This window comes from Kitasatospora sp. NPDC058170 (genome assembly GCF_042883905.1).
In the GTDB taxonomy this organism is placed as follows: domain Bacteria; phylum Actinomycetota; class Actinomycetes; order Streptomycetales; family Streptomycetaceae; genus Kitasatospora.
This window is the reverse complement of the sequence record NZ_JBHVUV010000056.1, coordinates 1-23,330: the sequence shown is the minus strand read 5'-3', so window position 1 is coordinate 23,330 and position 23,330 is coordinate 1. Positions and strand designations below refer to the sequence as shown.

Annotated in this window: 17 protein-coding genes; 14 read left to right on the top strand and 3 right to left on the bottom strand. The window is 72.9% G+C overall.

Annotated features, from left to right (window positions below; all coding sequences use genetic code 11):
- Window positions 1-4: 4 nt before the first annotated feature.
- Both ACFVVX_RS36430 and ACFVVX_RS36425 read right to left on the bottom strand, forming a co-directional pair.
- A complete protein-coding gene (locus ACFVVX_RS36430) occupies window positions 5-523 on the bottom strand; it encodes a hypothetical protein (RefSeq protein WP_387952267.1) in 519 nt (172 codons plus the stop codon).
- Between the two features lie 28 nt (window positions 524-551).
- On the bottom strand, window positions 552-1,019 hold the full coding sequence (locus ACFVVX_RS36425; RefSeq protein ID WP_387952265.1) for a hypothetical protein: 468 nt from the start codon (window positions 1,017-1,019) through the stop codon (window positions 552-554).
- A gap of 543 nt (window positions 1,020-1,562) precedes the next feature.
- Between ACFVVX_RS36425 and ACFVVX_RS36420 the strand changes: the two genes are divergently transcribed.
- Window positions 1,563-3,437 carry a BTAD domain-containing putative transcriptional regulator gene (locus ACFVVX_RS36420; RefSeq protein WP_387952263.1) on the top strand — a complete coding sequence of 625 codons (1,875 nt, stop codon included), beginning with the start codon at window positions 1,563-1,565 and terminating at the stop codon, window positions 3,435-3,437.
- Here the strand turns inward: ACFVVX_RS36420 and ACFVVX_RS36415 are convergent.
- Window positions 3,402-3,722: a hypothetical protein gene (locus ACFVVX_RS36415; RefSeq protein ID WP_387952261.1), complete on the bottom strand. Its 321-nt coding sequence runs from the start codon at window positions 3,720-3,722 to the stop codon at window positions 3,402-3,404. The two genes, ACFVVX_RS36420 and ACFVVX_RS36415, sit on opposite strands and share 36 nt — an antisense overlap.
- A 274-nt stretch (window positions 3,723-3,996) precedes the next feature.
- Between ACFVVX_RS36415 and ACFVVX_RS36410 the strand changes: the two genes are divergently transcribed.
- The 13 genes from ACFVVX_RS36410 to ACFVVX_RS36350 all read left to right on the top strand — a co-directional run bounded on the left by ACFVVX_RS36410 (window position 3,997) and on the right by ACFVVX_RS36350 (window position 23,241).
- Window positions 3,997-5,247 carry a sensor histidine kinase gene (locus ACFVVX_RS36410; protein WP_387952259.1) on the top strand — a complete coding sequence of 417 codons (1,251 nt, stop codon included), beginning with the start codon at window positions 3,997-3,999 and terminating at the stop codon, window positions 5,245-5,247.
- Window positions 5,238-5,882 (top strand): response regulator, encoded by a 645-nt coding sequence (locus ACFVVX_RS36405; RefSeq protein ID WP_387952257.1) that lies wholly within the window; start codon window positions 5,238-5,240, stop codon window positions 5,880-5,882. Before ACFVVX_RS36410 ends, ACFVVX_RS36405 begins: the two co-directional genes overlap by 10 nt.
- A gap of 97 nt (window positions 5,883-5,979) precedes the next feature.
- Window positions 5,980-6,642, top strand: a complete 663-nt coding sequence (locus tag ACFVVX_RS36400) for a DUF4097 family beta strand repeat-containing protein (protein ID WP_387952255.1) — start codon at window positions 5,980-5,982, stop codon at window positions 6,640-6,642.
- Between the two features lie 435 nt (window positions 6,643-7,077).
- On the top strand, window positions 7,078-11,670 hold the full coding sequence (locus ACFVVX_RS36395) for an amino acid adenylation domain-containing protein (protein ID WP_387952254.1): 4,593 nt from the start codon (window positions 7,078-7,080) through the stop codon (window positions 11,668-11,670).
- Window positions 11,667-13,250: an amino acid adenylation domain-containing protein gene (locus ACFVVX_RS36390; RefSeq protein WP_387952252.1), complete on the top strand. Its 1,584-nt coding sequence runs from the start codon at window positions 11,667-11,669 to the stop codon at window positions 13,248-13,250. Before ACFVVX_RS36395 ends, ACFVVX_RS36390 begins: the two co-directional genes overlap by 4 nt.
- Before the next feature lie 112 nt (window positions 13,251-13,362).
- Window positions 13,363-14,202 (top strand): thioesterase II family protein, encoded by an 840-nt coding sequence (locus ACFVVX_RS36385; RefSeq protein ID WP_387952250.1) that lies wholly within the window; start codon window positions 13,363-13,365, stop codon window positions 14,200-14,202.
- Window positions 14,199-15,623: a condensation domain-containing protein gene (locus ACFVVX_RS36380; RefSeq protein WP_387952248.1), complete on the top strand. Its 1,425-nt coding sequence runs from the start codon at window positions 14,199-14,201 to the stop codon at window positions 15,621-15,623. The genes ACFVVX_RS36385 and ACFVVX_RS36380 overlap by 4 nt, the downstream gene beginning before the upstream one ends.
- A gap of 33 nt (window positions 15,624-15,656) precedes the next feature.
- Complete coding sequence (locus ACFVVX_RS36375) at window positions 15,657-17,438, top strand: fatty acyl-AMP ligase (protein WP_387952247.1); 1,782 nt, start codon at window positions 15,657-15,659, stop codon at window positions 17,436-17,438.
- The gene (locus ACFVVX_RS36370) at window positions 17,435-19,201 is read left to right on the top strand and encodes an acyl-CoA dehydrogenase family protein (RefSeq protein ID WP_387952245.1); all 1,767 of its coding nucleotides are present in this window, start codon (window positions 17,435-17,437) and stop codon (window positions 19,199-19,201) included. Before ACFVVX_RS36375 ends, ACFVVX_RS36370 begins: the two co-directional genes overlap by 4 nt.
- Entirely contained in the window at window positions 19,198-20,943 is a 1,746-nt protein-coding gene (locus tag ACFVVX_RS36365; RefSeq protein ID WP_387952244.1) for an acyl-CoA dehydrogenase, read from the top strand. Before ACFVVX_RS36370 ends, ACFVVX_RS36365 begins: the two co-directional genes overlap by 4 nt.
- Window positions 20,944-20,999: 56 nt before the next feature.
- The gene (locus ACFVVX_RS36360; RefSeq protein ID WP_387952242.1) at window positions 21,000-21,281 is read left to right on the top strand and encodes an acyl carrier protein; all 282 of its coding nucleotides are present in this window, start codon (window positions 21,000-21,002) and stop codon (window positions 21,279-21,281) included.
- Window positions 21,282-21,312: 31 nt separating this feature from the next.
- Window positions 21,313-22,314, top strand: coding sequence for a beta-ketoacyl-ACP synthase III (locus tag ACFVVX_RS36355; RefSeq protein ID WP_387952240.1), 1,002 nt, complete (start codon window positions 21,313-21,315; stop codon window positions 22,312-22,314).
- Window positions 22,315-22,581: 267 nt separating this feature from the next.
- Entirely contained in the window at window positions 22,582-23,241 is a 660-nt protein-coding gene (locus ACFVVX_RS36350) for a DUF4097 family beta strand repeat-containing protein (protein WP_387952238.1), read from the top strand.
- The last annotated feature ends 89 nt before the right edge of the window (window positions 23,242-23,330 follow it).

The following is a 23,330-nucleotide window of genomic DNA, read 5'->3' as shown; positions in this document are numbered from 1 at the left end:
AAGATTACGTCCACCCCCAACGGGGGTTCAGCGCGGAGTGCAACGGGCCGAGCGTGGAGCTCTCCGGCGTCCGGCTGGTGGCGGAGTCGATGACGACGGTCCACTCCTGGATGATCGTCGCGACGAGTTCGGCCTCGCGCTCGTAGTCCTCGGCGTAACACGTGCGCCGGAATCCCCGGTTGAGAACGTCTCCGGGAAAGTCGGGGCCCAAATCCGCGGTGCCGTCGCCCGCACCGTCGTCCGCGTGCTCCGCGAGAATGTGCCCGATCTCGTGCAGAATGATGTGGTCCTGGTGCAGCCGGGTCGTTTCCTGCTGATAGAAGATGACATCTTCACCGGGCCTCGACATCCAGATTCCGAACGGACCCGGTATCGGTAGTTCCCAGGGGATCAACCTGATTGGTTTTCCCCGGACTTCGCCCAGTCGCCGGCATAATTCCTCGACCCGCAGCGGCGGCTGAATGTCGAGCTCCCTCAATAACTTGCGGCAGGAACGACGGAGCCTGCGCTCACGTACGGCCACGAAACATTCCTCACTCCTCAGGGCCGGCCTAATCGGCCGGGTCGAACATGTCCATCATCTTGAGAAGCTGCTCGCGCATCGCGGGGGTCATCACACCCGCCCGCATGGCGATCATCCGCACCTGACGGCTGGCCAGTTGCTCTCTCAGCAGCTCGTCCTCGGGGTCCTCCCCCATGACCAGCGTCCGGATGGTGATCGATGGCGTCCCGGGCCCGCGGTGTTCGTCGAAGAACTTCGCCAGCCCCTCCAACACGATCAGTGTCGGATTCGTGTGGGACCCGTTGCGGAGCATTGCGAGATAACTCCGCGACAGGGTTGCGGGATGCGAAGGATCCTTCGTCACCGCCTCGGCCACTTCCGCGGTCGAGTACTCCCGCTGCCGACCGTGCCGGTCGACCCACCGCACCATCGCGAATAGCGCATTCAACCGCTCGGCCAATGACTGCCCGCCGCTCGGCTCGGCCACCATGATCACGCCCTTCTTGGCCGGATCCATCCCCTACTGTCCGTGAGCCACCCCCGATACGCGCCCAACCAGACACCATCTAAGCGTACTTGACCGAACGATCTACAGGATGCCAATATATTGGACGCATGGCGAACGAGGGGACCGGCGGCGGCGAGGTGATCATGCAGAGTCGAGCACGCGTCAGAGGCCGTTCGCAACACTCCCGCATGCGCACCGGGATCAGACCCGACTGACGCCGCACGGACGACCGGCTCGGACCTCCGTCCCCTGCCGACCCGTCCGCCGCCATCCGGGCGAGCGCCGCGAGCCCGACCGCCCGACTGCCCGACACCGCCGGAGGTTCAGTCGGCGAGTCCCGGGCCGCGCGCCCGCAAAACCATCCTTCACCGAAGCCGATCCGCCCGCCCGCCCGACTGGACGGTCGGGCGGGCGGTCGGGCGGGCGGCGCAGCAGGACCGCGCGACGCCGGCCGTGGACGGCCGCACTTCACCTGAGGTCACACAGATTCGCATGGGGGGCGACATGGATTTTCGACTGCTCGGTCCGGTGGAAGCCAGGCGCGGAACGGAGTTGATCGAGATCTCGGGGACCAAGGAGAACACGCTGCTCGCGGCCCTCCTGCTGGCCCGCGGGAAGGTGATCTCCGATGAGCGGCTCACCGAACTGCTGTGGGGCTGGGATCCACCCAGGACCGTCAGCGCGCAGATCTACACCTACATCTCCAGGCTCAGGAAGCGCCTGGGCCCCGATGTCGAGTTCATCCGGCGCCAACCCGGCTACGTGCTGGAGGCCCCGGGATCCCGCATCGACATCGCCGACTTCGAGCGCCTCGGCAGGCTCGGCACGGCTGCCCTGCAGGACGGCCACCCCGCCCTGGCCGCCCAGATGTTACGCAGGGCGCTCGGGCTGTGGAGCGGTGACGCCCTGGCCAACGTCACACCACAACTGGCACAGGCCTACGTGCCGCCGCTGGAGGAGACCTGGGCCACCCTCCTGGAACAGCGCATCGAGGCGGATCTGAAACTCGGGCTCCATCAGGAGCTCATCGCAGAACTCACCGGCCTGGTAGCCGAGTTCCCGGTCCGGGAGCGGCTCCGGGCCCTGTTGATGACCGCGCTGTACCGCTGCAACCGACAGGCCGATGCACTGCACGTCTTCCACGCGGGCCGCCAGGTGCTGTCCGAGGAGCTGGGCATCGACCCGTCCCCGATGCTGGTCGACACCTACCAGGCGATCCTGGACGGAGAGCTGCCCCTCGGCGCGCACGCCCAGGAGGAGGCCGAACCCGTTTCCGCACACCCGGCCGGCCACGTCGCCAGGCCGATCACGCTTCCCCCCGACCTGGTGGACTTCGTCGGCCGGGAGCAGGAGTTCAAGCGGCTGTGCGAGCTCCTGCGCCCCGATCCCCCGGCCGGTCCTCACGACGGATCACGTCGCTTCCTCATCACCGGCATGGGCGGGGTCGGTAAGACCGCCCTGGCGCTGCACGCGACGCACGAGGTGCGCAAATACTTCCCTGACGGCCAGTTCTACGTCAACCTCTGCCACCCCGACGGGGAGCCGAGAGATCCCAGGGACCTGCTCTCCACACTCCTGCGCGCGTTCGGCGAGAACCCCGGCGAGTGCCGGGACGACCTGGACGAGCTGGTCAGAATGTACCGGATCGCGACGTACGACAAGCGCATCGTCCTCATCCTGGACGACGCCGTCGGAGACCTCCAGCTGGAGCCGCTCCTGCCGAGCACCGCGCGGCCCACCGTCCTGATCACCGGGCGCACCCGGGTGGCCGCCGTCTCCGAGACCAACACCCTGGTCCTGCGCCCGATGCAGGACGGCGATGCCCTCGCGCTGCTGTCCGCGGTCGCGGGTGCCGAACGGATGTCCCAGTCGCCCGACGAGGCCCGGGACATCGTCACGCACTGCGCCGGCCTTCCGCTGGCGCTGCGCATCGCGGGCGCGCGGTGGGCGGCCCGGTCGCACCCGTCCGCGGCCCGTCTGACCCAACGGCTGGGGAATCCCGGTGTCCGTCTGTCCGAGCTCTGCCTCGGAGACCTCGACGTCCGCCGGAACCTCCTCGTGTCCGTTCGGCGGCTGGCTCCGGAGAGCCAGGTCTTCCTGCGCCGGCTGGCCCGGGTGACCCGGGGGACCTTCTCCTCCCTGGAGATCTCCGTCGCCCTCGCGATGCCGCCGGAACTCGCCGAGCTGTTACTGGAGGTCCTGGTCGACAAGGCCCTCGTCGAGGTGACCGAGGTGGACGACGACGAGCGGCTGCACTACCGCCTCCACGACCTGGTGCGGCTGCTGGCGACCGATCCGGACAGCCGCCCCCGGCCGGCGGACCGGACGTACGTTCCGCCGCAGCGGTTCCGGGACTGGGCCGACCGGAGCCTCGCGAAGATCGCGGTCATCTCACCAGCGCCGCTGGGACATCCGAGCCGTGCGTGACGCCGACACACAGATGACCGTCGCGGCGGCCCACACCACCGCGGCCGTCCAGGGGTTCACCCACATGAGGGCCAGCGACACGACGGTCGCCGCCAGGACGGTGGTCAGCACCGGCAGCAGGCCGGAGTACCGCTGCCTGTTCAGCTGCTCGTGGACGACCTCGTCGACGATCTCGCCGACCCGGTCGTCGATGGTGTCCCCGTAGTGCACGAGGAACTGGTCCAGATCGTCGGCCCTGTCGGGCCGGTGGGCTCTGCCGTCCGCAGTCCGGTGCCTCTCTGTCATGCGTCCACTGTCCCAAACGGTCCGTTCGGTGACGACCACGTGAACCCACCGACCGGATGGCTGGTTATCCCTACCCCGGAACCGTCGGCTGGCCTCTCTGCCCACCGGATCGCCGTTCAACTACGGTCCTGTCGACGGAGCAGAGTGGGGCAGGTGAGCCGTTCACCGCGCTCTCACGGCACGAGAGCAGGTCGATGCTTTGACTGAGAACAGCACCGGACGCGCCGCGGTCGCAGGCGGTGACCGGGTGGGGCCGCCGGGTGCCGCTCTGCCCGTGAACCCCTTACGGGCCTGGCGCTCGGCCGGCCTCTGGTGGGCGACCGTGCACCTGGCCCTGGACGGCGTCGTGGCACTGACGGGCCTGGCACTGCTCACCGTGCTGGCGCTCGCCCTGTGCGCGGTGCCCGTCGGGCTGGTGGGTGTGCCCCTCGTCGTCGTCTCGGGGCTCGCCGTCCACCGGCTCGCGGGCCTCGAACGCCGGCGGTTCGCCGCCACCTGTGAGCTGGAGATCGCCGGACCACCGCAGCCGTCCTGGTCCTGGCGCTCGTTGGGGGCACTGGCGGAACTCGCCCGCGACCGCGGCACCTGGCAGCTGATCGGCTACTTCGTGCTGCTGATGCCGGTGGCCTGCGTCACCACGACCGCGGTGGCGGTGGTCTGGGCCGTCCCGGCGACCCTGGCGCTGCTTCCGCTCTACTACCGGCTGCTGCCCGGCGGGCAGGCCGCGATCGGGCCGCTGACCGTCGACGGCCTTCCCGCGGCCCTGCTGGTCGCGGTGGCGGCCCTGCTCCTCGGGGCGTGCGGCTCCCCCCTGGTGGTCAAGGCCCTGATCTCCCTCGACCTCGCGCTCGGCCGTGCCCTCCTGGCGCGTCCGCAGGGCACGGAACTGGCGCAGCGGGTCAAGGACCTGACCGAGAGCCGGGCGCGGGTCGTCGACTCCGCCCAGGCGGAGCGCGAACGCATCGAGCGCGATCTCCACGACGGGGCGCAGCAGCGGCTGGTGGCCATGTCGATCACTCTGGCCCGGGCCAACTCCCGGCTGAAGAAGTCGGGGGACGAGGCGACCGGGAAGCTGGTCGAGGACGCCCGGCAGGAAGCGCTGCACGCGATCACCGAACTGCGCAACCTGGCACGGGGCCTGCACCCGCCGGTCCTCACCGACCGGGGCCTGGAGGCGGCGTTGTCCGCCGTCGCCGCCCTGGCGCCGGTACCGGTGCACCTGGAGGTGCGGGCGGACCCGAGGCCGTCGGCGAGGATGGAGGCCGTCGCCTACTTCACGGTGACGGAGGCGCTCACGAACGTGGCCAAGCACGCCCGGGCGAGCCGGGCGTGGGTGGAGATCCGGCGAAGCGGCGACCGGTTCACGGTCACGATCGGCGACGATGGACGTGGCGGGGCCGTCCTGGCGAACGGGAGCGGTCTCGCCGGCCTGGAGGGCCGGGTGTCCGGGGTGGACGGCCGGTTCGCCCTCAGCAGTCCGGTAGGTGGACCGACCGTGATCGAAGTGGAGCTGCCATGCGAGTAGTGATTGCCGAGGACTCCGCGCTGTTGCGCGAGGGGATCGTCCTCCTGCTCTCCGAGCAGGGCGTCGACGTGGTCGCCGCCGTCGCCGACGGTGAGGCGCTGCTGCGTGCGGTCGACGAACACCGGCCGGACGTCTGTGTGGTGGACGTCCGCATGCCGCCGACCTTCATCGACGAGGGGCTGCGGGCCGCGCTCGCGGTGCGCGCCAACTGGCCGGAGGTGCGGGTGCTCGTGCTGTCGCAGTACGTGGAGGAGCGGTACGCCTTCGACCTGGTCAGCAACAACGGCAACGGTGTCGGCTACCTGCTCAAGGACCGGGTGTCCGACGCCGACGAGTTCGTGGACGCGCTGGAGCGGGTCAACGCGGGGGAGACGGTGCTCGATCCCGAGGTCGTCAAGCAGCTGCTGGCGCGCAGCCGGCAGCGGGATCCGCTGGCGGATCTGACGCCCCGTGAGCGCGATGTGCTGAACGCCATGGCCGGCGGCCGTTCGAACGCGGGCATCGCGAGCGATCTGGTGATCGGCACGGCGGCGGTCGAGAAGTACATCCGCAGCATCTTCACGAAGTTCGGTCTTCAGCCCGAGGCGGGCGACCACCGCCGCGTCCTCGCCGTCCTACGCTTCCTGGGAGCCTGACATCAGCACGTCATCGACAGACCGCCGCCGGGTCGTCCTCGGCGGAATCGCCGCCCTCGCCGTCGTCGCGGCGCTGGTCGCCTGGGCCGTCGTCCAGTTGCTTCCGGCGCAGCACCCCTTCGACCGGTCGTGGCAGCAGGACGCGAGCGGCCGGACGCTGCTGACCGTGAAGACCGTCGGCATCGGCGTGACCCTGAGCCAGGGCGACACCCAGGAGGTCCGGATCACCGCCAGCGGGGACTACTCCGGCAGTGCTCCGGAGGTGTCCGTGGCGGCCTCGGGAGACCACCTCACGGTCACGAGCGGCTGCCCCGGCGACTGCTCGGTCCAGCTCGAGATCGTGGTTCCGGCCGGTCTGGCGTCCCAGGTGGACACCGGGGACGCCGCGATCGTGGCGGGGGGCATCACCGGCGCACTGGACCTGCGCACGACGCACGGAGCCGTCGAGGTGAAGAAGTCCTCCGGGCCGCTCCGGGTGCAGAGCAAGGACGGCGCGGTGACGATCAGCGACAGCACGTCCTCCGACGCGAACGTGGCCACCTCCAACGGCGCGGTCGACGCCGCGTTCACGGCGGCGCCGGCCAAGGTGAACCTCCGTACCCGTTCCGGCGCCGTGGACCTGCGGGTCCCGCACGACTCCGACTACTACATCGAGGCGCGCAGCGCCTCGTCCTCGCCGGAGGTCCGTCTGCCGACCGACCGGAACGCCTCGCACAGCCTCGTGGTGGAGACCGACAGCGGAGGGATCCGGGTGCGCTGAGGGTGGCTCGCGAGGAGCCGGGAAGGGGGGGGGGGGGGGGCCAACGTGCACCCCCCCCCCCCCCCAACCCCGCCCCCCCCCCCGGCCCCCAACACCCTGCCGCCAACCGGCCCCACCTCGGGGCCGTTTGGGGGGCCTCGGGGGGGGGGGGGGGGGGCGGGGGGGGGGGGGGGGGGCGGGGGGGGGGGGGGGGGGGGGGGCGGGGGGGGGGGGGGGGGGGGGGGGCGGCCCCCCGCGCCCCCCCCCCCCCCCCCTTCTCCGCGTCCCGGCCCGGTGCCCTTCTCCTCGCGCCGGCCCGGTGCCGTATAGGGCTGCTATAGAGCCCCTGGAAAGACTCGCCACGCTGCGGTGGAACACGGTCGGACGTCAGCCGAACGGCTACTCTCCCCGGTTCCCTCTTCCGCCATCCACCCGTTGTTGATCACAGGAGCTGTAGTGACCCGGCATTCGCTTCCGCATCGAACCGTCGCGCAGCACACGAGTCGGTCCCCGGCCGCGGTGGCCGTGGTCGAGAACGGTCTCCGCATCGGCTACGCGGACCTGGAGGCCGATGCCCGCCGGGTGGCGCACTTCCTCCGGGCCCGCGGGATCGGCCCCGGCCACGCGGTCGGTGTCCGGCCGACGTCGGGGGCGCTGCTGGCGGCGTCGCTGCTGGGCGTGTGGAGGACGGGGGCCGCGCTGGTCCTGCTGCCGTGCGAGCTGCCGGCCGACCGGTTCAAGTGGATCGTCGACGACGCCGGTGTCGAGGTGGTGCTGGACGCCGACGCGTGGGACGACGTCGTGTCCGCTCCGGACGACGACGTGGAGGAGCCGGACCGCGACGGCGCCGCGCTGATCAGCTACGGCGCCGGCGACGCGGGGCTGGTGGTCGACTACGCGATGCTGGCCGACTACGCGTCGCGGCTCCCGGAGCAGCTCGGCCTGTCGGCCTCCGAACAGGTGGTGTTCAGCGAGCGGATCGACGAGGCCACCTGCTACGGGGCGCTGCTGGCCACCCTGCTGAGCGGCGCGACGGCGGTCTTCGCACCGGCCGGGTCGCAGGCCGACGGAGCGCTGCTGCTGCGCACCGCCGCGGAGCACCGGGCCGAGGTCCTCTCGGTCTCCCCCGGGCTCCTGCACGACCTGGCGGACCTGCCCGACTGGTCGCCGTCGCTGCGGCTGCTGCTGTGCTGCGAGCCCGGGCTGGATCCCGGCGTGGACGCCGCCCTGTGCGGGCGCCTGTCCGAACGGACGGCCGCCGGTGTGACGATCGCCTACGGCCAGGCCGGGTACGGGCTGGCCGTCACCGTCCACACCCTCGAACCCGGCGGGGAGGCCGGTTCGCCGTCCCTGGGCCGGCCGGTGGACCCGGAGCGGGTGGTGGTCCTGGACGACTTCGGCGAGCCGGTGCCGCCGGGGGTGCCGGGCGAGCTGCATGTGCGCGGCCCGGGACCGGCGGGCGGGCCGGCGCGGCCGACCGGGGTGCTGGTCCGCGAGCGCGCCGACGGGTCGTTGGACCACTTCGGCCGGCTCGACGCCGACGCGGACGCGGACGCGGAGTTCGGGCTGGAGCCCGTGCTGCTGCTGGACTCCGAGCGCCCGCCGTACCTGGCTCCGCGGACGCCCGAGGAGCACGCCGTCGCCTCGGCGTGGTCGGAGCTCCTGGAGATCGAGGGGATCGGCGCGCTGGACGACTTCTTCCAGCTCGGCGGCTACTCGCTGCTGCTGACCAAGCTGGTCGAGCAACTGCGGCTGACCACCGGGAAGTCGGTGCTCCTCGCCGACCTCTACACGGCCGTCACCGTGGAGCAGCAGGCCGAGCTGGTCCGGGCCGCCGGAACGGCCGGGTCGGTGATCGACACGGTGGCCCGCGACGGTGCGCTGCCGCTGTCGTTCGGGCAGCGCCGGGTGTGGTTCCTGTCCACCATGGACCCGGACAGCACGGAGTGGATCGTCCCGCTCTTCCTGCGGCTGCCCCGGGACATCGCGCCGGAGACGGTACGCCGGGCGCTGGACACGCTCTGCGCGCGGCACGAGTCGCTGCGCACCCGGTACGTCAGCCGGGACGGCGAGCCGCTGCAGATCGTCGAGGCGGCGGCGCCGGTCGACCTGCGGGTCGTCGACGGTCCGCCGCAGAGCCTCGGCCCGCTGGTCCGGGAGCAGTTCGAGACCGGCTTCGACCTGGCCTCCGGCCGGGTGTGGCGCGCCCTGCTCGCGACGGAGGCCGGCCCGGAGCAGCTGCTGTTCCTCACCGTGCACCACATCGCCTGCGACGGCTGGTCCGCCACCGTGCTGGAGCGCGAGTTCCGTGCGGTCTGCGCGGCGTACCACGAGGGCCGGGAGCCCGAGCCGGCCCGCCCGGGCATCCAGTACGCGGACTACGCGGTGTGGCAGCGGCGGTTCCGGGACAAGGAGAGCCTGCGGGAGGAACTCGACTTCTGGAGCGAGGAGTTGCGCGGTGCCGAGCCGGTGGAGCTGCCGGCCGACCGGCCGCGGCCGGCCGAGCGCGATCCGCGCGGCGCCCTGGTGCCCGTCCGGATCCCGGCCCCGCTGGCGGGCGAGATCGTCGCGCTCGGCCAGCGCCACGAGGCCAGTCCGTTCGTGACGCTGCTGACGGCGTTCTCCACCCTGCTCGCCCGGTACAGCGGCCAGTGGGACGTCAGCGTGGGCGTCCCGGTCGCGGGCCGCAACCTGCCGGAGACCGAGCCGGTCGTCGGGTTCTTCATCAACTCGCTGGTGCTGCGCTGCCGTCTGGACCCGGACACGGCCTTCTCGGAGGCGCTGGAGCAGGTCCGGACGGCCAGCCTGGCGGCCTTCGCCCGGCAGGACGTGTCGTTCGAGCACCTGGTCGAGGAGCTGCGCCCGGAGCGCGACCTGTCCCGGACGCCGCTGTACCAGGTCGCCTTCAACTTCAACGACGCGCAGGTCTCCGGCGGCATGCCCGGCGAGGAGGCGGACCACGAGCTGCTGCTCAGCTCGCGCCAGGTCGCGAAGACCGACCTGACGCTGTACCTGCGCAGGGAGGACGACGGAGCCCTGACGGGTGTCGTCGAGTACGCGACGTCGCTGTTCGAGCGCGCCACCGTCGAGCGGTTCGCCCGGCACTTCGTCCAGCTGCTCACGTCGGCCGTGGCCGCGCCCGGGGCCCGGTTGTCCACGATGGACGTCGTCCCGGCGCAGGAGCGGGCGGAGGCCGCCGACCGCTGGAACGCCACCGGCACGGTGTGGGAGCCCGGTTCGGTGGTCGACCTGATCGAGGCACAGGCCGCGCGGACCCCGGACGCGGTCGCCCTGGTGGCGGACGACCGGCGCGTCAGCTACCGGGAGCTGGACAGCGCGGCCAACCGGCTCGCGCACCGGCTGCGCGCGCTGGGGGCCGGTCCGGACACCCTCGTCGCCGTGTGCCTGGACCGCGGGCCGGAGCTGGTGCAGGCCCTGCTCGCGGTGTGGAAGGCGGGAGCCGCCTACGTGCCGGTCGACCCCGCCAACCCGGCCGACCGGATCGGGCACGTCCTGGCCGACAGCGGGGCCGCGGTCCTGGTGAGCACGTCGGCACTGACCGGTCCGACGGACTCCTTCGCCGGCACCCGGGTCCTCCTCGACCGGGAGGCCGGGCGGATCGCCGGCGAGCCGGGGACCGCCCCGGCGCGGTCGGTGGATCCCGAGCACCTGGCGTACGTCATCTACACCTCGGGGTCGACCGGAAGGCCCAAGGGCGTCATGGTGACGCACCACGGGCTGGCCAACCACCTCCGCTGGGCCGCCCGGGACCTGGTCACCGGCGAGGGCGGGGCACCGCTGTTCTCCTCCATCGCCTTCGACCTCCCGGCCACCAACCTCTACGCCCCGCTGATCACCGGCCGCCCCGTCCACCTGCTCTCGGACCGCACCGACCTGAGCGGCCTGGGCCGCGCGCTCGCCGCGTCGGGCCCGTACAGCTTCGTCAAGCTCACCCCGGGGCACCTGGACCTGCTGAGCGAGCAGCTGACCGCACAGCAGATGGCCGGGCTGGCCGACCTGGTGCTGGTCGCCGGGGAGGCCCTGTCGGCGCGGACCGCCCGGACGTGGCTGGACGTGCTGGGCCCCGGGCGCCTGATCAACGAGTACGGCCCGACCGAGGCGTCGATCGGCACCACGGTCCACCCCGTCGACGAGGTGCGGGACTCGACGGTCCCGCTGGGGCTGCCGCTGCCGAACATGACGGCCCACGTGCTGGACGACACGGCCCGGCCGGTGCCCACCGGGGTGATCGGCGAGCTCTACGTCGGCGGCCACGGCGTGGCCCGGGGGTACCTCGACCGGCCCGGTCTCACGGCGGAGCGGTTCGTCCCGAACCCGTACGGCGCCCCGGGATCGCGGCTGTACCGGACGGGCGACCTGGTGCGCCGTCCGGCCGACGGCAGCATCGCCTTCCTCGGCCGGGCGGACAACCAGGTCAAGATCCGCGGCTACCGCATCGAGCCGGGCGAGATCGAGGCCGCGCTGGCCGCCGAGGACGGCGTGCGGAGTGCGACCGTGGTCGTCCAGGAGGACCGGCAGGGCGAGAAGTCGCTGGTCGCCTACCTCGTCCCGGCTCCCGGTGCGGAGCTCGACGTCGCGGCGGTCCGGGTCCGGCTGGCCGCCGTGCTGCCCGACTACATGGTCCCCTCGGCCTTCGCGGTCATCGACGCCCTGCCCCTGACGCCGAACGGGAAGCTCGACCGCCGCGCGCTGCCCGTGGTGGACCGCTCGGTCGGCCACCACCTGGATCCGCAGTCGCCGGCCGAGGAGCGGATCGCGGAGGTGTGGTCCGAGATCCTCGGCCTGGAGCGGGTCAGTGTGGAGGATCGTTTCTTCGAGCTCGGCGGGCACTCGATCCTCGCGATCCGGATGACCTCGCGGCTGCAGGACGTGTTCGGCATCGATCTCACGCTGCGGACCGTGTTCGAGCACCCCACCGTCCGTTCGCTGGCGCAGGCGGTCGAGGACCAGATCAGGGCCGAGATCGACCAGATGTCCGACGGCGAACTGCTCGACCACGACACGACCGCGACGGAGCGCCCGGCATGAGCGTCCACGAGACCCCGGTGTCCCGCCCGTGGCCGGGCCCCGCGGCACCGGCCGGACGGCAGGTGATCGACCTGTTCGAGGCGCAGGCGGCCGCCGCACCGGACGCGGTCGCGACGGTCACCGGCGGCGCCGCGAGCACGTACCGCCGACTCGACCTGGACGCCAACCGGATCGCCCACCGGCTGCTGGCCCTGGGCGCGGCCCCCGACGCCCCGGTCGCCGTGTGCCTGCCGCGCGGCAGCCACCTCCTGCCGGCCCTGCTGGGCGTCTGGAAGGCCGGCGCCGCCTACCTCCCGCTCGACCCGGCCCTGCCCGCCGGACGCCGGGAGTACATGCTGGCGGACAGCGGTGCGACTGTGCTGGTCTGCTCGTCCCGCGCCGGCGCCGGGATCCCCGCGGGCTACCGCGGCGCCGTCCTCGCCCTGGACGAGGAGCAGGAGGCCGACTCGGCCCGGCCGCCCACCGCGCCGAAGCGCTCGACCGATCCGGAGCAGCTCGCCTACCTGATGTACACCTCGGGGTCGACCGGCACCCCGAAGGGGGTGATGGTCGGTCACCGGGCCCTGGCCAACCTGGTCTGCTCGCTGGTGGACGACGCGGGGGCGGGCCGCGGCGGCAGCTGGCTCGCCAGCACCTCGATCTCCTTCGACATCTCCGCGGTCGAGATGTACGTGCCCCTGGTGACCGGCGGCCGGGTCGTCCTGGCCTCCGACCGGGAGGCGAAGGACCCGGCGGCGCTGATCGCGCTGGTCGACGCGCACGGCGTCACCGACGTCCAGGCCACGCCCTCGGGCTGGCGGCTCCTGCTGGCCTCCGGCTTCGACCGGCCGGCGGTGCGCGCCCTGGTCGGCGGCGAGGCCCTCCCGACCGCGCTGGCCGCGGAACTGGTCCGCCGTACGCACCGCCTGACGAACGTCTACGGCCCGACCGAGACGACGGTGTGGTCGACCTTCTGGCCGGTGCCGGGCGGGGCGTCCGAAGTCCTCCTGGGAGACCCGCTCGCCGCGACGCAGGCGTACGTCCTGGACCGGGCCGGCCGGCCGGTGCCCCACGGCGGAACCGGCGAACTCCACCTGGGCGGCGCCGGCCTGGCCCGCGGCTACGCCAACCGCCCCGGTCTGACCGCGGAGCGGTTCGTCCCCGACCCGCACGGGGCCCCCGGCGCCCGGAGGTACCGCACCGGCGACCTGGTCCGGCGCACCCCCGGGGGCGGGCTCGGCTTCGTCGGCCGGATCGACGACCAGGTGAAGATCAGCGGGTACCGGATCGAACTCGGGGAGATCCAGGCGCGGTTGACGGAGCACCCGGACGTGCGCGAGGCCGTCGTCACCGTCCGGGAACCGAACCCCGGGGACAAGCGGATCACGGCCTACCTCGTCCCCGCGCCGGGCCGCCGGCCCGATGTCGCCGCGCTGCGCACGCACCTGGCCGCGACGCTGCCCGAGTACATGCTCCCCCGGGCGTTCGTGGCGATCGGCCGCGTCCCGCTGAACACCAGCGGCAAGGTCGACTACCGCGCGCTGCCGGATCCCGGGCGGGCCGCCCGGCCCGCCGCGGCACCGCCAGCGCGGAAGCCGTAGCCGTAGCCGAATCTCCCTCCTCACCGATCCGTATAGTCCGCATATAGGACGCCCATGGACGGTGGAGAGGTGCACTGACCGCACCCATTCCCGGCTGTCCTGGAGGAGAACGGTGACCCACACGGGCGGCACCTGGTACCAGAAGCACGGCAAGACCACCGACCCCGAACTGCGCCTGGTGTGCTTCGCGCACGCCGGCGGGGTGCCGAGCTTCTTCAACGGCTGGGCGCGCCACCTCCCGGCCTCGATGGAGCTCGTGACGGCCTGCTACCCGGGCCGGCAGGGACGCTTCGACGAGCCGTTCGCCGAGAGCCTGGCGGAGCTCGCCGACCAGGCGACGGAGGCCCTCCGCCCGTACACGGGTACCCCGTTGGCGTTCTTCGGGCACAGCATGGGCGCCGTCGTGGCCCACGAGGTGGCCCTGCGGCTCGACGCCCGGTACGGCGTCCGACCGGTACGGCTGTTCCTCTCCGGGCACCCGGCGCCGCACCGCGCGCCGGCCTCGAACCTGCACCGCGAGGACACCGGGACGCTGGTCGCCGAGATCAAGCGGCTCGGCCTGTCGAGCGCGGACGCCATGGACCACCCCGAGCTGCTGGAGCTGGCACTGCCCATGCTGCGGTCGGACTTCCGGCTCATCGAGACGTACTCCCCCGGGTCGGCGAAGGTCCGCAGCCCGATCGTCGCCTACGCCGGCGACCAGGACCAGGACTGCCGGCCCGACGCCGTCGCCGCCTGGTCGGAGCTGACCACCGCGGGCTTCGAGTACCGCGCCTTCCCCGGCGGTCACTTCTACCTGGAGGCCTGCGAGGCCGACCTGCTGCTCCACATGGCCGGTCACCTCCGGGACGACCTGCGGCTGGCCCGGGTGGTCCGGGCGGCAGGCGCGAGGCGGCAGCCGGCCGGCACGGCGCCGCACGCGCCCGGCCTGCGGGCGGGAGGCGCCCGGTGAACACCGTCCACCCGCTCTCCCACGCCCAGGAAGCCCAGTGGTTCCTCCAGGAACTGTCGCCGGACAGCGGCGCGTACAACGCGGGCCTCGCCGTCCGCGTCAACTCGGCCGTCGACGTCGCGGCCCTGGCGCAGGCCGTCGCGGCCCTCGGCCCCCGGCACGGGATGCTCCGCTCGCGGTTCACCCTGGCCGAGGGCCTGCCGGCCCGCCTGGAGTCGTCCACGAGCCCGCTCCGGCTGACCGTGCGCGAGCACCCCGGCGTCACCGCGGAGCGACTGCACGCGGCCGTCCGCGCCGAGCTCACCGCGCCGTTCGCACTGCGCGCCGACGTCCCGTTCCGCATCGCGCTGCTCACCAACGGCCCCGAGGACGCGGTCCTGCTCGTCGCGGGCCACCACATCGCCACCGACGCCGTGTCGAACACGCTGCTGCTGCGCGACCTCCTCCAGGAGTACGGGCGGATCACCGGCGCACCGCACACCGCCCCGCGGCCGCTGCCCGCCGGGTACGACGACCACGTCGACAAGGAGCGCCGCCTGCTCGCATCGGCCCGCGGCACCGGCATGGCCCGGTACTGGCAGGGCGTCCACCGCGGCTCGGCCCCGGCCGCCCTGCCCACCGACCGGCCCCGGCCGCCCGTCCAGTCCTTCACCGGGGAGACCCTCCGGGTCACCGCCGGGCCCGAACTCACCGACGCCGTCGCAGACCTGGCCGCCGCGACCGGCGCCACCCGGTACGCCGCCCTGCTCGGCGTGTTCCAGGCCGTGCTCCACCGCCACACCCGACAGCGCGACTTCCTCGTCGGCGTGCCGACGACCACCCGGCTGAGCAGCCGGATGCGCGACGTGGTGGGCAACTTCATGAACACCGTGGTCGTCCGGGCGCGGCCCCAGCCGCGTTCGACGTTCCGCGCGTACGTGCTGGCCGCCGACGAGCAGCTCAAGCACGGGATGGAGGCGGCGCGCTACCCCTTCTCCCTGATCGCCCGCGCCGCCGGCACCCAGCGCGCCGCCGGACGCTCCCCCCTGTACCAGATCACGTTCAACCTGCTGGCCACCGCCCACTTCGACGCGGCACTCCAGCCCGTCCTGGACACCACCCGCCCGGAGCGCCTGACGCACCACGCCGGGCTGGTCCTGAGCCCGTACCACCTGCCCCAGCAGGAGGGCCAACTCGACCTCGCGGTCGACGTCCTCCAGGGTGGCGACGCGCTGGCCTTCGACTTCCGCTACGACACACACCTCTACGAACGCGAGAGCGTGCAGTGGCTCTCCGGGCACTTCCTGCGGGCGATCGACATCGCCGCGCGGAACCCGGACTCCATCGTGGCCGCGGCCCGGTTCTGGGACGCCGCCACCCCGCAGTCGCCCGGGCCCGGCGCCGCCGCCCCCCGCAACGACGCGGCCGCCGTTCACGCCTGAGCACACTGACGCACGAAGAAAGGGACCTCGGTCATGCGCGAAAACCTGGTGGACCTGATCCGACGGCACAGCCGTTCGGCACCCGATCGGGACGCCGTCGTCTTTGTCCGGATGCTCGGGTCCGAAGCACACGCCGAACGGATGACCTACGCCGACCTGGACCGCGAGGCCCGCGCCATGGCCGGCTGGCTGCGCACCCACTGCGCGGAGGGCGACCGCGTCCTCCTCCTCTACCCCAGCGGGCTGGAGTTCGTCCGGGCCTTCGTCGCCTGCCTCTACGCCGGGATCATCGCGGTGCCCGCCCCGGTGCCCGACAACAACGGCCGCCGCGGATCCCGCACCACCACCATCGCCTCCAACGCCGACGTACGCCTGGTGCTCACCGACTCCGGCCACCTGGAGTCGGTGACCGAGGCGGTCCACCAGCCCGGGTCCGAGGTCGTGCCGTGCGTCGCCACCGACACCGTCGACTTCGGCGGAGCCACCCCGTGGGGCGACTCGGAACCCGGCGACGACACCGTCGCCTTCCTCCAGTACACCTCGGGCTCCACCAGCGACCCGAAGGGCGTCGTCGTTCCGCACCGCTCGCTGACCGCCAACCTCCGGTTCATCTCCGAGGCCTTCGGACTGACCGAGGGCACGGTGTCCTGCAGCTGGCTGCCGCTCTACCACGACATGGGCCTGATCGGCATGCTCCTCACTCCGCTGCTCCTCGGCGGAACCGCGGTCCTGATGTCCCCGGGGGACTTCCTGCGGCGCCCGCACGCCTGGCTCCGGCTGTTCCAGGACCACCGGGGCTCCTTCACCGCGGCCCCCAACTTCGCCTACGAGCTGTGCGCGACGCGGGTGACCGACAAGCAGCTCGCCCAGCTGGACCTCTCCTCGCTCACGGCCGCGGTCAACGGCGCCGAGCCGGTCATGGCCGCCACCCTGGCCCGGTTCAACGAGCGCTTCGCCCCGGCGGGCCTGCGGCCGGACGCCGTGAAGCCCAGCTACGGCATGGCGGAGGCCACCCTGCTGGTGACCGGCACCCCCCGCGGCCGCCACCCGGTGGTCACCGGCGTCGACAGCGCCGAACTGGAGCTGCTCGGCTTCACCCGGCGGTCCGACTCGGCCGACGGCCGGCTCCTGGTGAGCAGCGGCCCCCTCACCCGGCTGGAGGTCCGCATCGTGGACCCGGCCACCGGGGTGGTGCAGCCGGACGGCCGGATCGGCGAGATCTGGGTCCGCGGTGAGAGCGTCGCGGCGGGTTACTGGAACAACGCGGCGGAGACCGAGCAGGCCTTCAACGCCGTCACCGCCGACGGCCAGCCTGGCTTCCTGCGGACCGGGGACCTCGGCGCCGTCGACGACGGCGAGCTGTACATCACCGGGCGCAGCAAGGACGTCCTCATCATCCACGGGCGCAACCTCTTCCCGCACGACATCGAGCGCGAGACCTCCGGTCTGCACCCCGCCCTCCACGGCCTCCAGGGCAGCGCCTGCTCGGTGCCGGCCGGCCAGGAGGAGATCGTCGTCATGCACGAGGTCAGCCCCGTCGCGATCGCCAACCTGGACCTGGCCGTCCTGGCCCGCGGCATCCGGGAGGAGCTCTCGGCGTCCCTCGGCGTCCGGATGCCCAGCGTGGTCCTGCTGCGCCCCGGCCACGTCCAGCGGACCACCAGCGGCAAGGTCCAGCGGGCGCTGATGCGCGAGCTCTTCATGACCGACGGGCTCAAGGCCGTCCACGAGGACCTCAGCACCGAGGTCAGGCTCCGCTACCGGGCCGCGACCGGCGACCGGTCGACGGAGATCGGTGCGGGTGGAGCCGCATGAGGCATCCCGCCTACGTCGCGGCCGCCCGGTTCGACCACCTGCTGGGCGACCCCCGGGACACCGGACGGCTCTTCTCCCATGCCCGCTGCGCCACGCTGGACGAGCGGGAGGAGTTCCCGCTCGAACTCTGCCGGGAGCTCGACCTGCTCGGGCTCCCCTCGCACTACGTGCCCGCCGCCCACGGCGGGGCGCTGGACAACTTCGAGGACCTCGTCCAGCTCGTCCGCGCCCTCGCCCGCCGGGACCTCACCACCGCCATCGCGCACGGCAAGACCTTCCTCGGCGCGGTCTCGGTGTGGGTCGGCGGCGACCCCCGGCAGGCCAGGGCCCTGGGCGCCGAGGTGACGCAGGGCACCGCCGTGTCCTGGGCGCTGACGGAGCAGCAGCACGGCAGCGACCTGCTCGCGGGCGACGTCCTCGCCGAGCCGCGCGACGACGGGTACGTGCTGTCCGGCGAGAAGTGGCTGATCAACAACGCCACCAGGGGCGACCTCCTGTGCGTTCTGGCCCGGACCTCGCCGGAGGGCGGCGCGCGCGGCTTCAGCGTGCTGCTGGTCGACAAGCGCAGGCTCGACCCGGCGCAGTTCCGCACGCTCCCGGCGGTGCGGCTGCACGGGATCCGCGGCGCCGACATCAGCGGTGTGGCGTTCTCCGGCGCGGCGGTGCCCTCGACGGCGCTGGTGGGTGCGCAGGGCGACGGCCTGGAGATCGTGGTCAAGAGCCTCCAGCTGACCCGGACCCTCTGCGCCGGGCTGTCGCTGGGAGCCGCCGACCAGGCGCTGGAGATGGCGACGGCGTACGCGCTCACCCGGCACAACCACGGCCGGCCCCTGATCGAGCTCCCCCAGTCACGGCGGCTGCTCGCGCAGTCGTACGCGGACCTGTTGACCGCCGAGGCGCTGACCCTGGTCTCCGCGCGGGCCGTGCACGCGCTTCCGGGCGAGCTGGCGATCGTCTCGGCGGCGACCAAGTACCTGGTGCCGACGCTCGTGCAACAGGCCCTCGGCGCGCTGTCGCGGCTGGTCGGCACCCGCTCCCTGCTGCTCGGGGACACCTTCGAGCACGGCCGGTTCCAGAAGGTGCTGCGCGACCACGGCATCGTGGGGATCTTCGACGGCAGCACGGTGATCAACCTGCACACCCTGGTCAACCACTTCCCGGCGATCGCCCGCGCCCACCGGCGCGGCTTCGTGGACGAGCCCGGGCTGCACGGTGCGACCACCCTCGGTGAAGCCCTGCCGGCTCTCGACCCGCGGCGCCTGGAACTCGTGCCCCGCCGCGGCAGCAGCCTGCTCCAGACCCTGCCCGCCGCGGTCGACGAGCTGCGGACCCTCGGCGACGCCGTGCCCGCGACGCTGGTCGAGCGGGCCGCCGAACTCGAGGCCGTCGTCGGGGACGTGGTCGCCGGGATCGGCCGCCACCGGCCGACACCGGTCGCGGTGCCCGCGGCCTCCTTCACCCTGGCCGAGGACTACGCCCGCTGCTTCGCCGCGGCGGCCGCCCTCCACCTGTGGCTGCGCAACCGGTCCGCCGTCGATCAGCAGGCCACCCACGGGCTCTGGGAGTCCGGGCTGTGGCTGGAGGCCTGCCTGGCCCGGCTGCTGCGTTCGCTGCGCACCCCGCGCACCGCGCGGCTCGTCGCCGACGGCGGCCGGGACCCCGACGAGGTCCTCGACCGGCTGGTGGAACCGCTGGTCGCCCAGCACTCCGCCGGACACCTGCCCTCCCTGCTGGCGTACCCACTCCCGAGGACCCGCGCATGACCGTCACTGGCACACCTCCCCGGCGGCAGTCGGTGCAAGCCGCCGGCCCGCTCACCGATCTCGACACCCCGGACACCCTCGACCTGCTGTTCGGGGACCCGTACGATCCCGCCAACCCGGTCGGGCACCGGGCGTTCCTCGACGCCGACGAACGCGGCGACTTCCTGCCCGCCGGCCGGAAGGCGCTGGAGTCGTTCGGCATCGGTGCGCAGTTCGTGCCCCGGGCGCTGGGCGGGCGGCTCGGCCAGGTGGACGAGCTCGCCAGGGTGCTGCGCACGGTCTTCCGCCACGACGGCTCGCTGGGCCTGGGGCTGGGCGCGATCAACCTCATCGCCTCCTCCACCGTCTGGGCCGCCGGCGACGCGCAGCAGCAGGGCTTCATGGCGGACGTGCTGCTGCGGGGCGGTCCGACCGCCGGCGCGATCACCGAGCTGGCCTACGGCGACGACCTGGCCCGCACCCGGCTGCAGGCCACCGAGCGGGGCGAGGGCGTCGTGCTCAACGGCCGCAAGGAGGTCATCAGCAACATCGCGCGGGCGCACGCCTTCACCGTCCTGGCCCGCACGAGCGCGGACCAGGGCAGCCGCAGCCACACGCTGTTCCTGGTGGACCCGGCGTCCGTGCCGCGCGACCGGATGCGCTTCCTGCCGAGGTTCCGCACCTCGGGGATGCGGGCGAGCCACCTCGGCGGGGTGGAGTTCGTCGACTGCCCGCTGCCCTCCTCGGCCGTGGTCGGCGGGTACGGCAACGCCATGGAGACCATCCTGCGGTGCTTCCAGGTCACGAAGTCGGTGGCCGGCGCCGCGAGCATCGGCATGGTCGACACGATGCTGCGCACCGTGGCCGACTTCGCCGTGAACCGCCGGCTCTACGACCGGACCGTCACCGGTCTGCCCTTCGTCGAGGCGGAACTGGCCGGCGTCTTCACCGATCTGCTGATCTGCGACGCCCTGACGACCACCGCCTGCCGGGCGCTGCACGTGCTGCCCCGCCAGACCAGCGTGTACGCGGCGGCCACGAAGTACCTGGTGCCGGAGATCGAACAGGCGGCGGCCGACCGGCTGACGGTGGTGCTCGGCGCCCGCTCCTTCCTCCGCGAGGGCCCGCACGCCGTCTTCCAGAAGAACCTCAGGGACCTTCCGGTCGCGGCCCTCGCCCACTCCGGGGCCACCGTCTGCCTCTCGACGATCATCCCGCAGCTGCCCCGGCTCGCCCGCAAGAGCTGGTTCACCTCCGACGCACCCGAGCCGGCCCTCTACCGGCTCGCCCGGCCGCTGCCGGACCTGGACTTCCAGCGGCTGGAGGCCAACGCGGGCTCCGACGACCGGGTCATCGCGACCCTGCCGGCCGTCGAACGGGAGGTCCGGGCCGATCCCGTCCTGCGGGCGCTGTGCGCGCGCCTGCTCGACGAACTGCGCTCCCTGACGGACGGCTGGCGCGCGCTCGCGCCGCGCAACCGCACGCCGTTCGCCGGGCCGATCGGCTTCGAACTGGCGGAGCGCTACACCGTGGTGCTGGCGGCCGCCGCCTGCCTGGGCATGTGGTGGCACAACCAGGACCACCCCGACCCGTTCATGCGCGACACGGCCTGGCTGGTCTGCGCCCTGGACCGGCTGACCCGCCGGCTCGGGTACGACCCGCTGCCGGAGGCCGAGCACGCCGCCGGCCAGGTCTTCACCGAACTCCTCAGGCGGCATGCCGAGCACCGGGCCTTCGACCTGATCGGCCGCCGGCTCCACTGACCCGCGCACGGCAACGCTCCCACACCCGACACCCGACACAGGAGAGCCGTCCCATCATGACGTCAATTCCCGCACCGGACCTGAAGACCGTCACGCCCGAGGAGATCCGCGACCTCCTGCTCGGCCTGGTCGCCTCCTACCTCGAGAAGCCCGTGGCCGAGATCGGGTCCGACGTGAAGCTGGTCGAGTACGGGCTCGACTCGATCTTCGCGCTGACCCTCTGCGGCGACATCGAGGACGAGTACGACATCGAGATCAAGGCCACGCTCGCGTGGGACCACCCGACCGTCGACGCCATCACGGCCTTCCTGTACGAGACCCTCACCGCACGGGCCTGACGAAGGCGTGCGCACGTCCCCCGGGAGCATCATGACCAAGCAGCTGATCACCCCGCCACCGCACGCCGAACCGGCCCTGCTCGGCATCGGCGGCCACCGGCCGCACCGCGTGGTCGACAACGACGAGATCTGTCGGAGCATCGACTCCTCGGACGAGTGGATCCGGTCCCGTTCCGGCATCGCCACCAGACGGTGGGCCGGCCCCGAGGAGTCCCTCGCCGACATGGCGGAGATCGCGGCGGACAAGGCCCTGGCGTCCGCCGGCATCGGGCCCGCGGCCGTCGACTGCGTCATTGTCGCGACCTTCACCCACCTGAAGCAGACCCCCGCCGTCGCGACCGAGGTCGCCCACCGCATCGGCGCCACCGGGGCGGCCGCCTTCGACATCTCCGCGGGGTGCGCGGGCTTCGTCCACGCCCTCGCGCTGGCCGCGGACCTGGTCCGCGGCCGCGGCGGGCACGTCCTGGTGGTCGGGGCCGAGCGGATGACGGACCTCCTGGACCGCGAGGACAGGTCCACCGCCTTCATCTTCGGGGACGGCGCGGGCGCGGTGCTCCTCGGGCCCTCGACCACGTGCGGCGTCGGCCCGGTGGTCTGGGGCGCGGACGGCTCCCAGGCCGACGCGATCTCCCAGACCGTCCCCTGGGACGCGCTCCGCAGCGACCCCCACCAGCGGTGGCCCGCGCTCCGGCAGGACGGCCAGAAGGTCTACCGCTGGGCGGTCTACAAGATGGCCGAGGTCGCGCAGCAGGCCCTGGACGCCGCCGGCGTCCGGGCCGCCGACCTCGACGCCTTCATCCCGCACCAGGCCAACCTGCGGATCATCGACGGGCTGGCGCGGGGCCTCGGCCTGCCGGACCACGTCGCGGTCGCCCGGGACGTCGTCACCACCGGCAACACCTCGGGGGCGTCGATCCCCCTCGCCATGGAGGCCCTGCTGAACGCCGGCACGGTGCGCTCGGGCGGACTGGCGCTCCTCCTGGGCTACGGCGCCGGGCTCTCGTACGCCGCCACCGTCGTGGTACTGCCGTAGGTGGGTTATCCCTACCGTCATTACGTGGGCTGACCTCGTGGCAGCGGCCGTCGAGCAGCGAATAGCGTGAAATCCAGAGGTTACGGAGGCCGACCGGGACTTCCCAGAACCGGTCCCTGCCAGCGAACTCGGGGAGGCGATCCGCTCCTCCCGACAGCAAGGAGTCCCATCATCGCCACGTCAGCCCTCCTCCACCGCCGCTCCGTCGGCCTCCTGCTCGCGGCGCTCACCGCCCTCGGGGCGGTGACGGCCTGCAATCCCGCGAAGGTGCTCAACCGGACCGACTTCGCCCAGACGAACGAGATCGACGTCCAGCCCGGCACCACGCTCCAGGTGGACGCCCGGAACATCGGCGTGACGCTGAGCTCGGGAAGCGACTCGAAGGTGCGGGTCTCCGCGACCGGGAACTACGCCGACCAGAAGCCCCAGGTGACGGCCACCACGACGGGAACCACCGCGGTGGTCTCGGGGTCCTGCGGCGGCGACTGCGACCTCCAGCTCCACATCACGCTGCCGGCCGCACTCGGCGTCCGGGTCGAAGCGGGCAACGGCGCCGTCGTCGCGAACGGCATGGGCGGGAGTCTGGAACTGCAGACCACCGACGGCGCCATCACCGTCGACCACCCCACCGGCCCGTTGACCCTGAAGAGCCGCAACGGCGGGATCTCCGTCACCGCCGCCGCCTCTCCCAAGGCCGACGTCACGACCGGGAACGGCGCGGTCGACGCCGCCTTCGCAGCCGCTCCCGCCAGCGTGAACGTCACTGCCAAGGACGGCGCGGTGGACCTCTCCGTACCGTCGGGCGCCGGCTACAACGTCACCACCCGCAGCACCGGCACGACACCGCAGGTCGACGTGCCGAGCGACCGCAACGCCGCCCACTCCCTGACCGTCACCACCGCCAGCGGCGCCATCCACATCCACTGACGGCACCGCCCCGCCGCCTCCGATTAACGCCAGAACGCCGGAACGCCGGAACGCGACGACCGGGGCGCCACCCACACACGGTGGCGTCC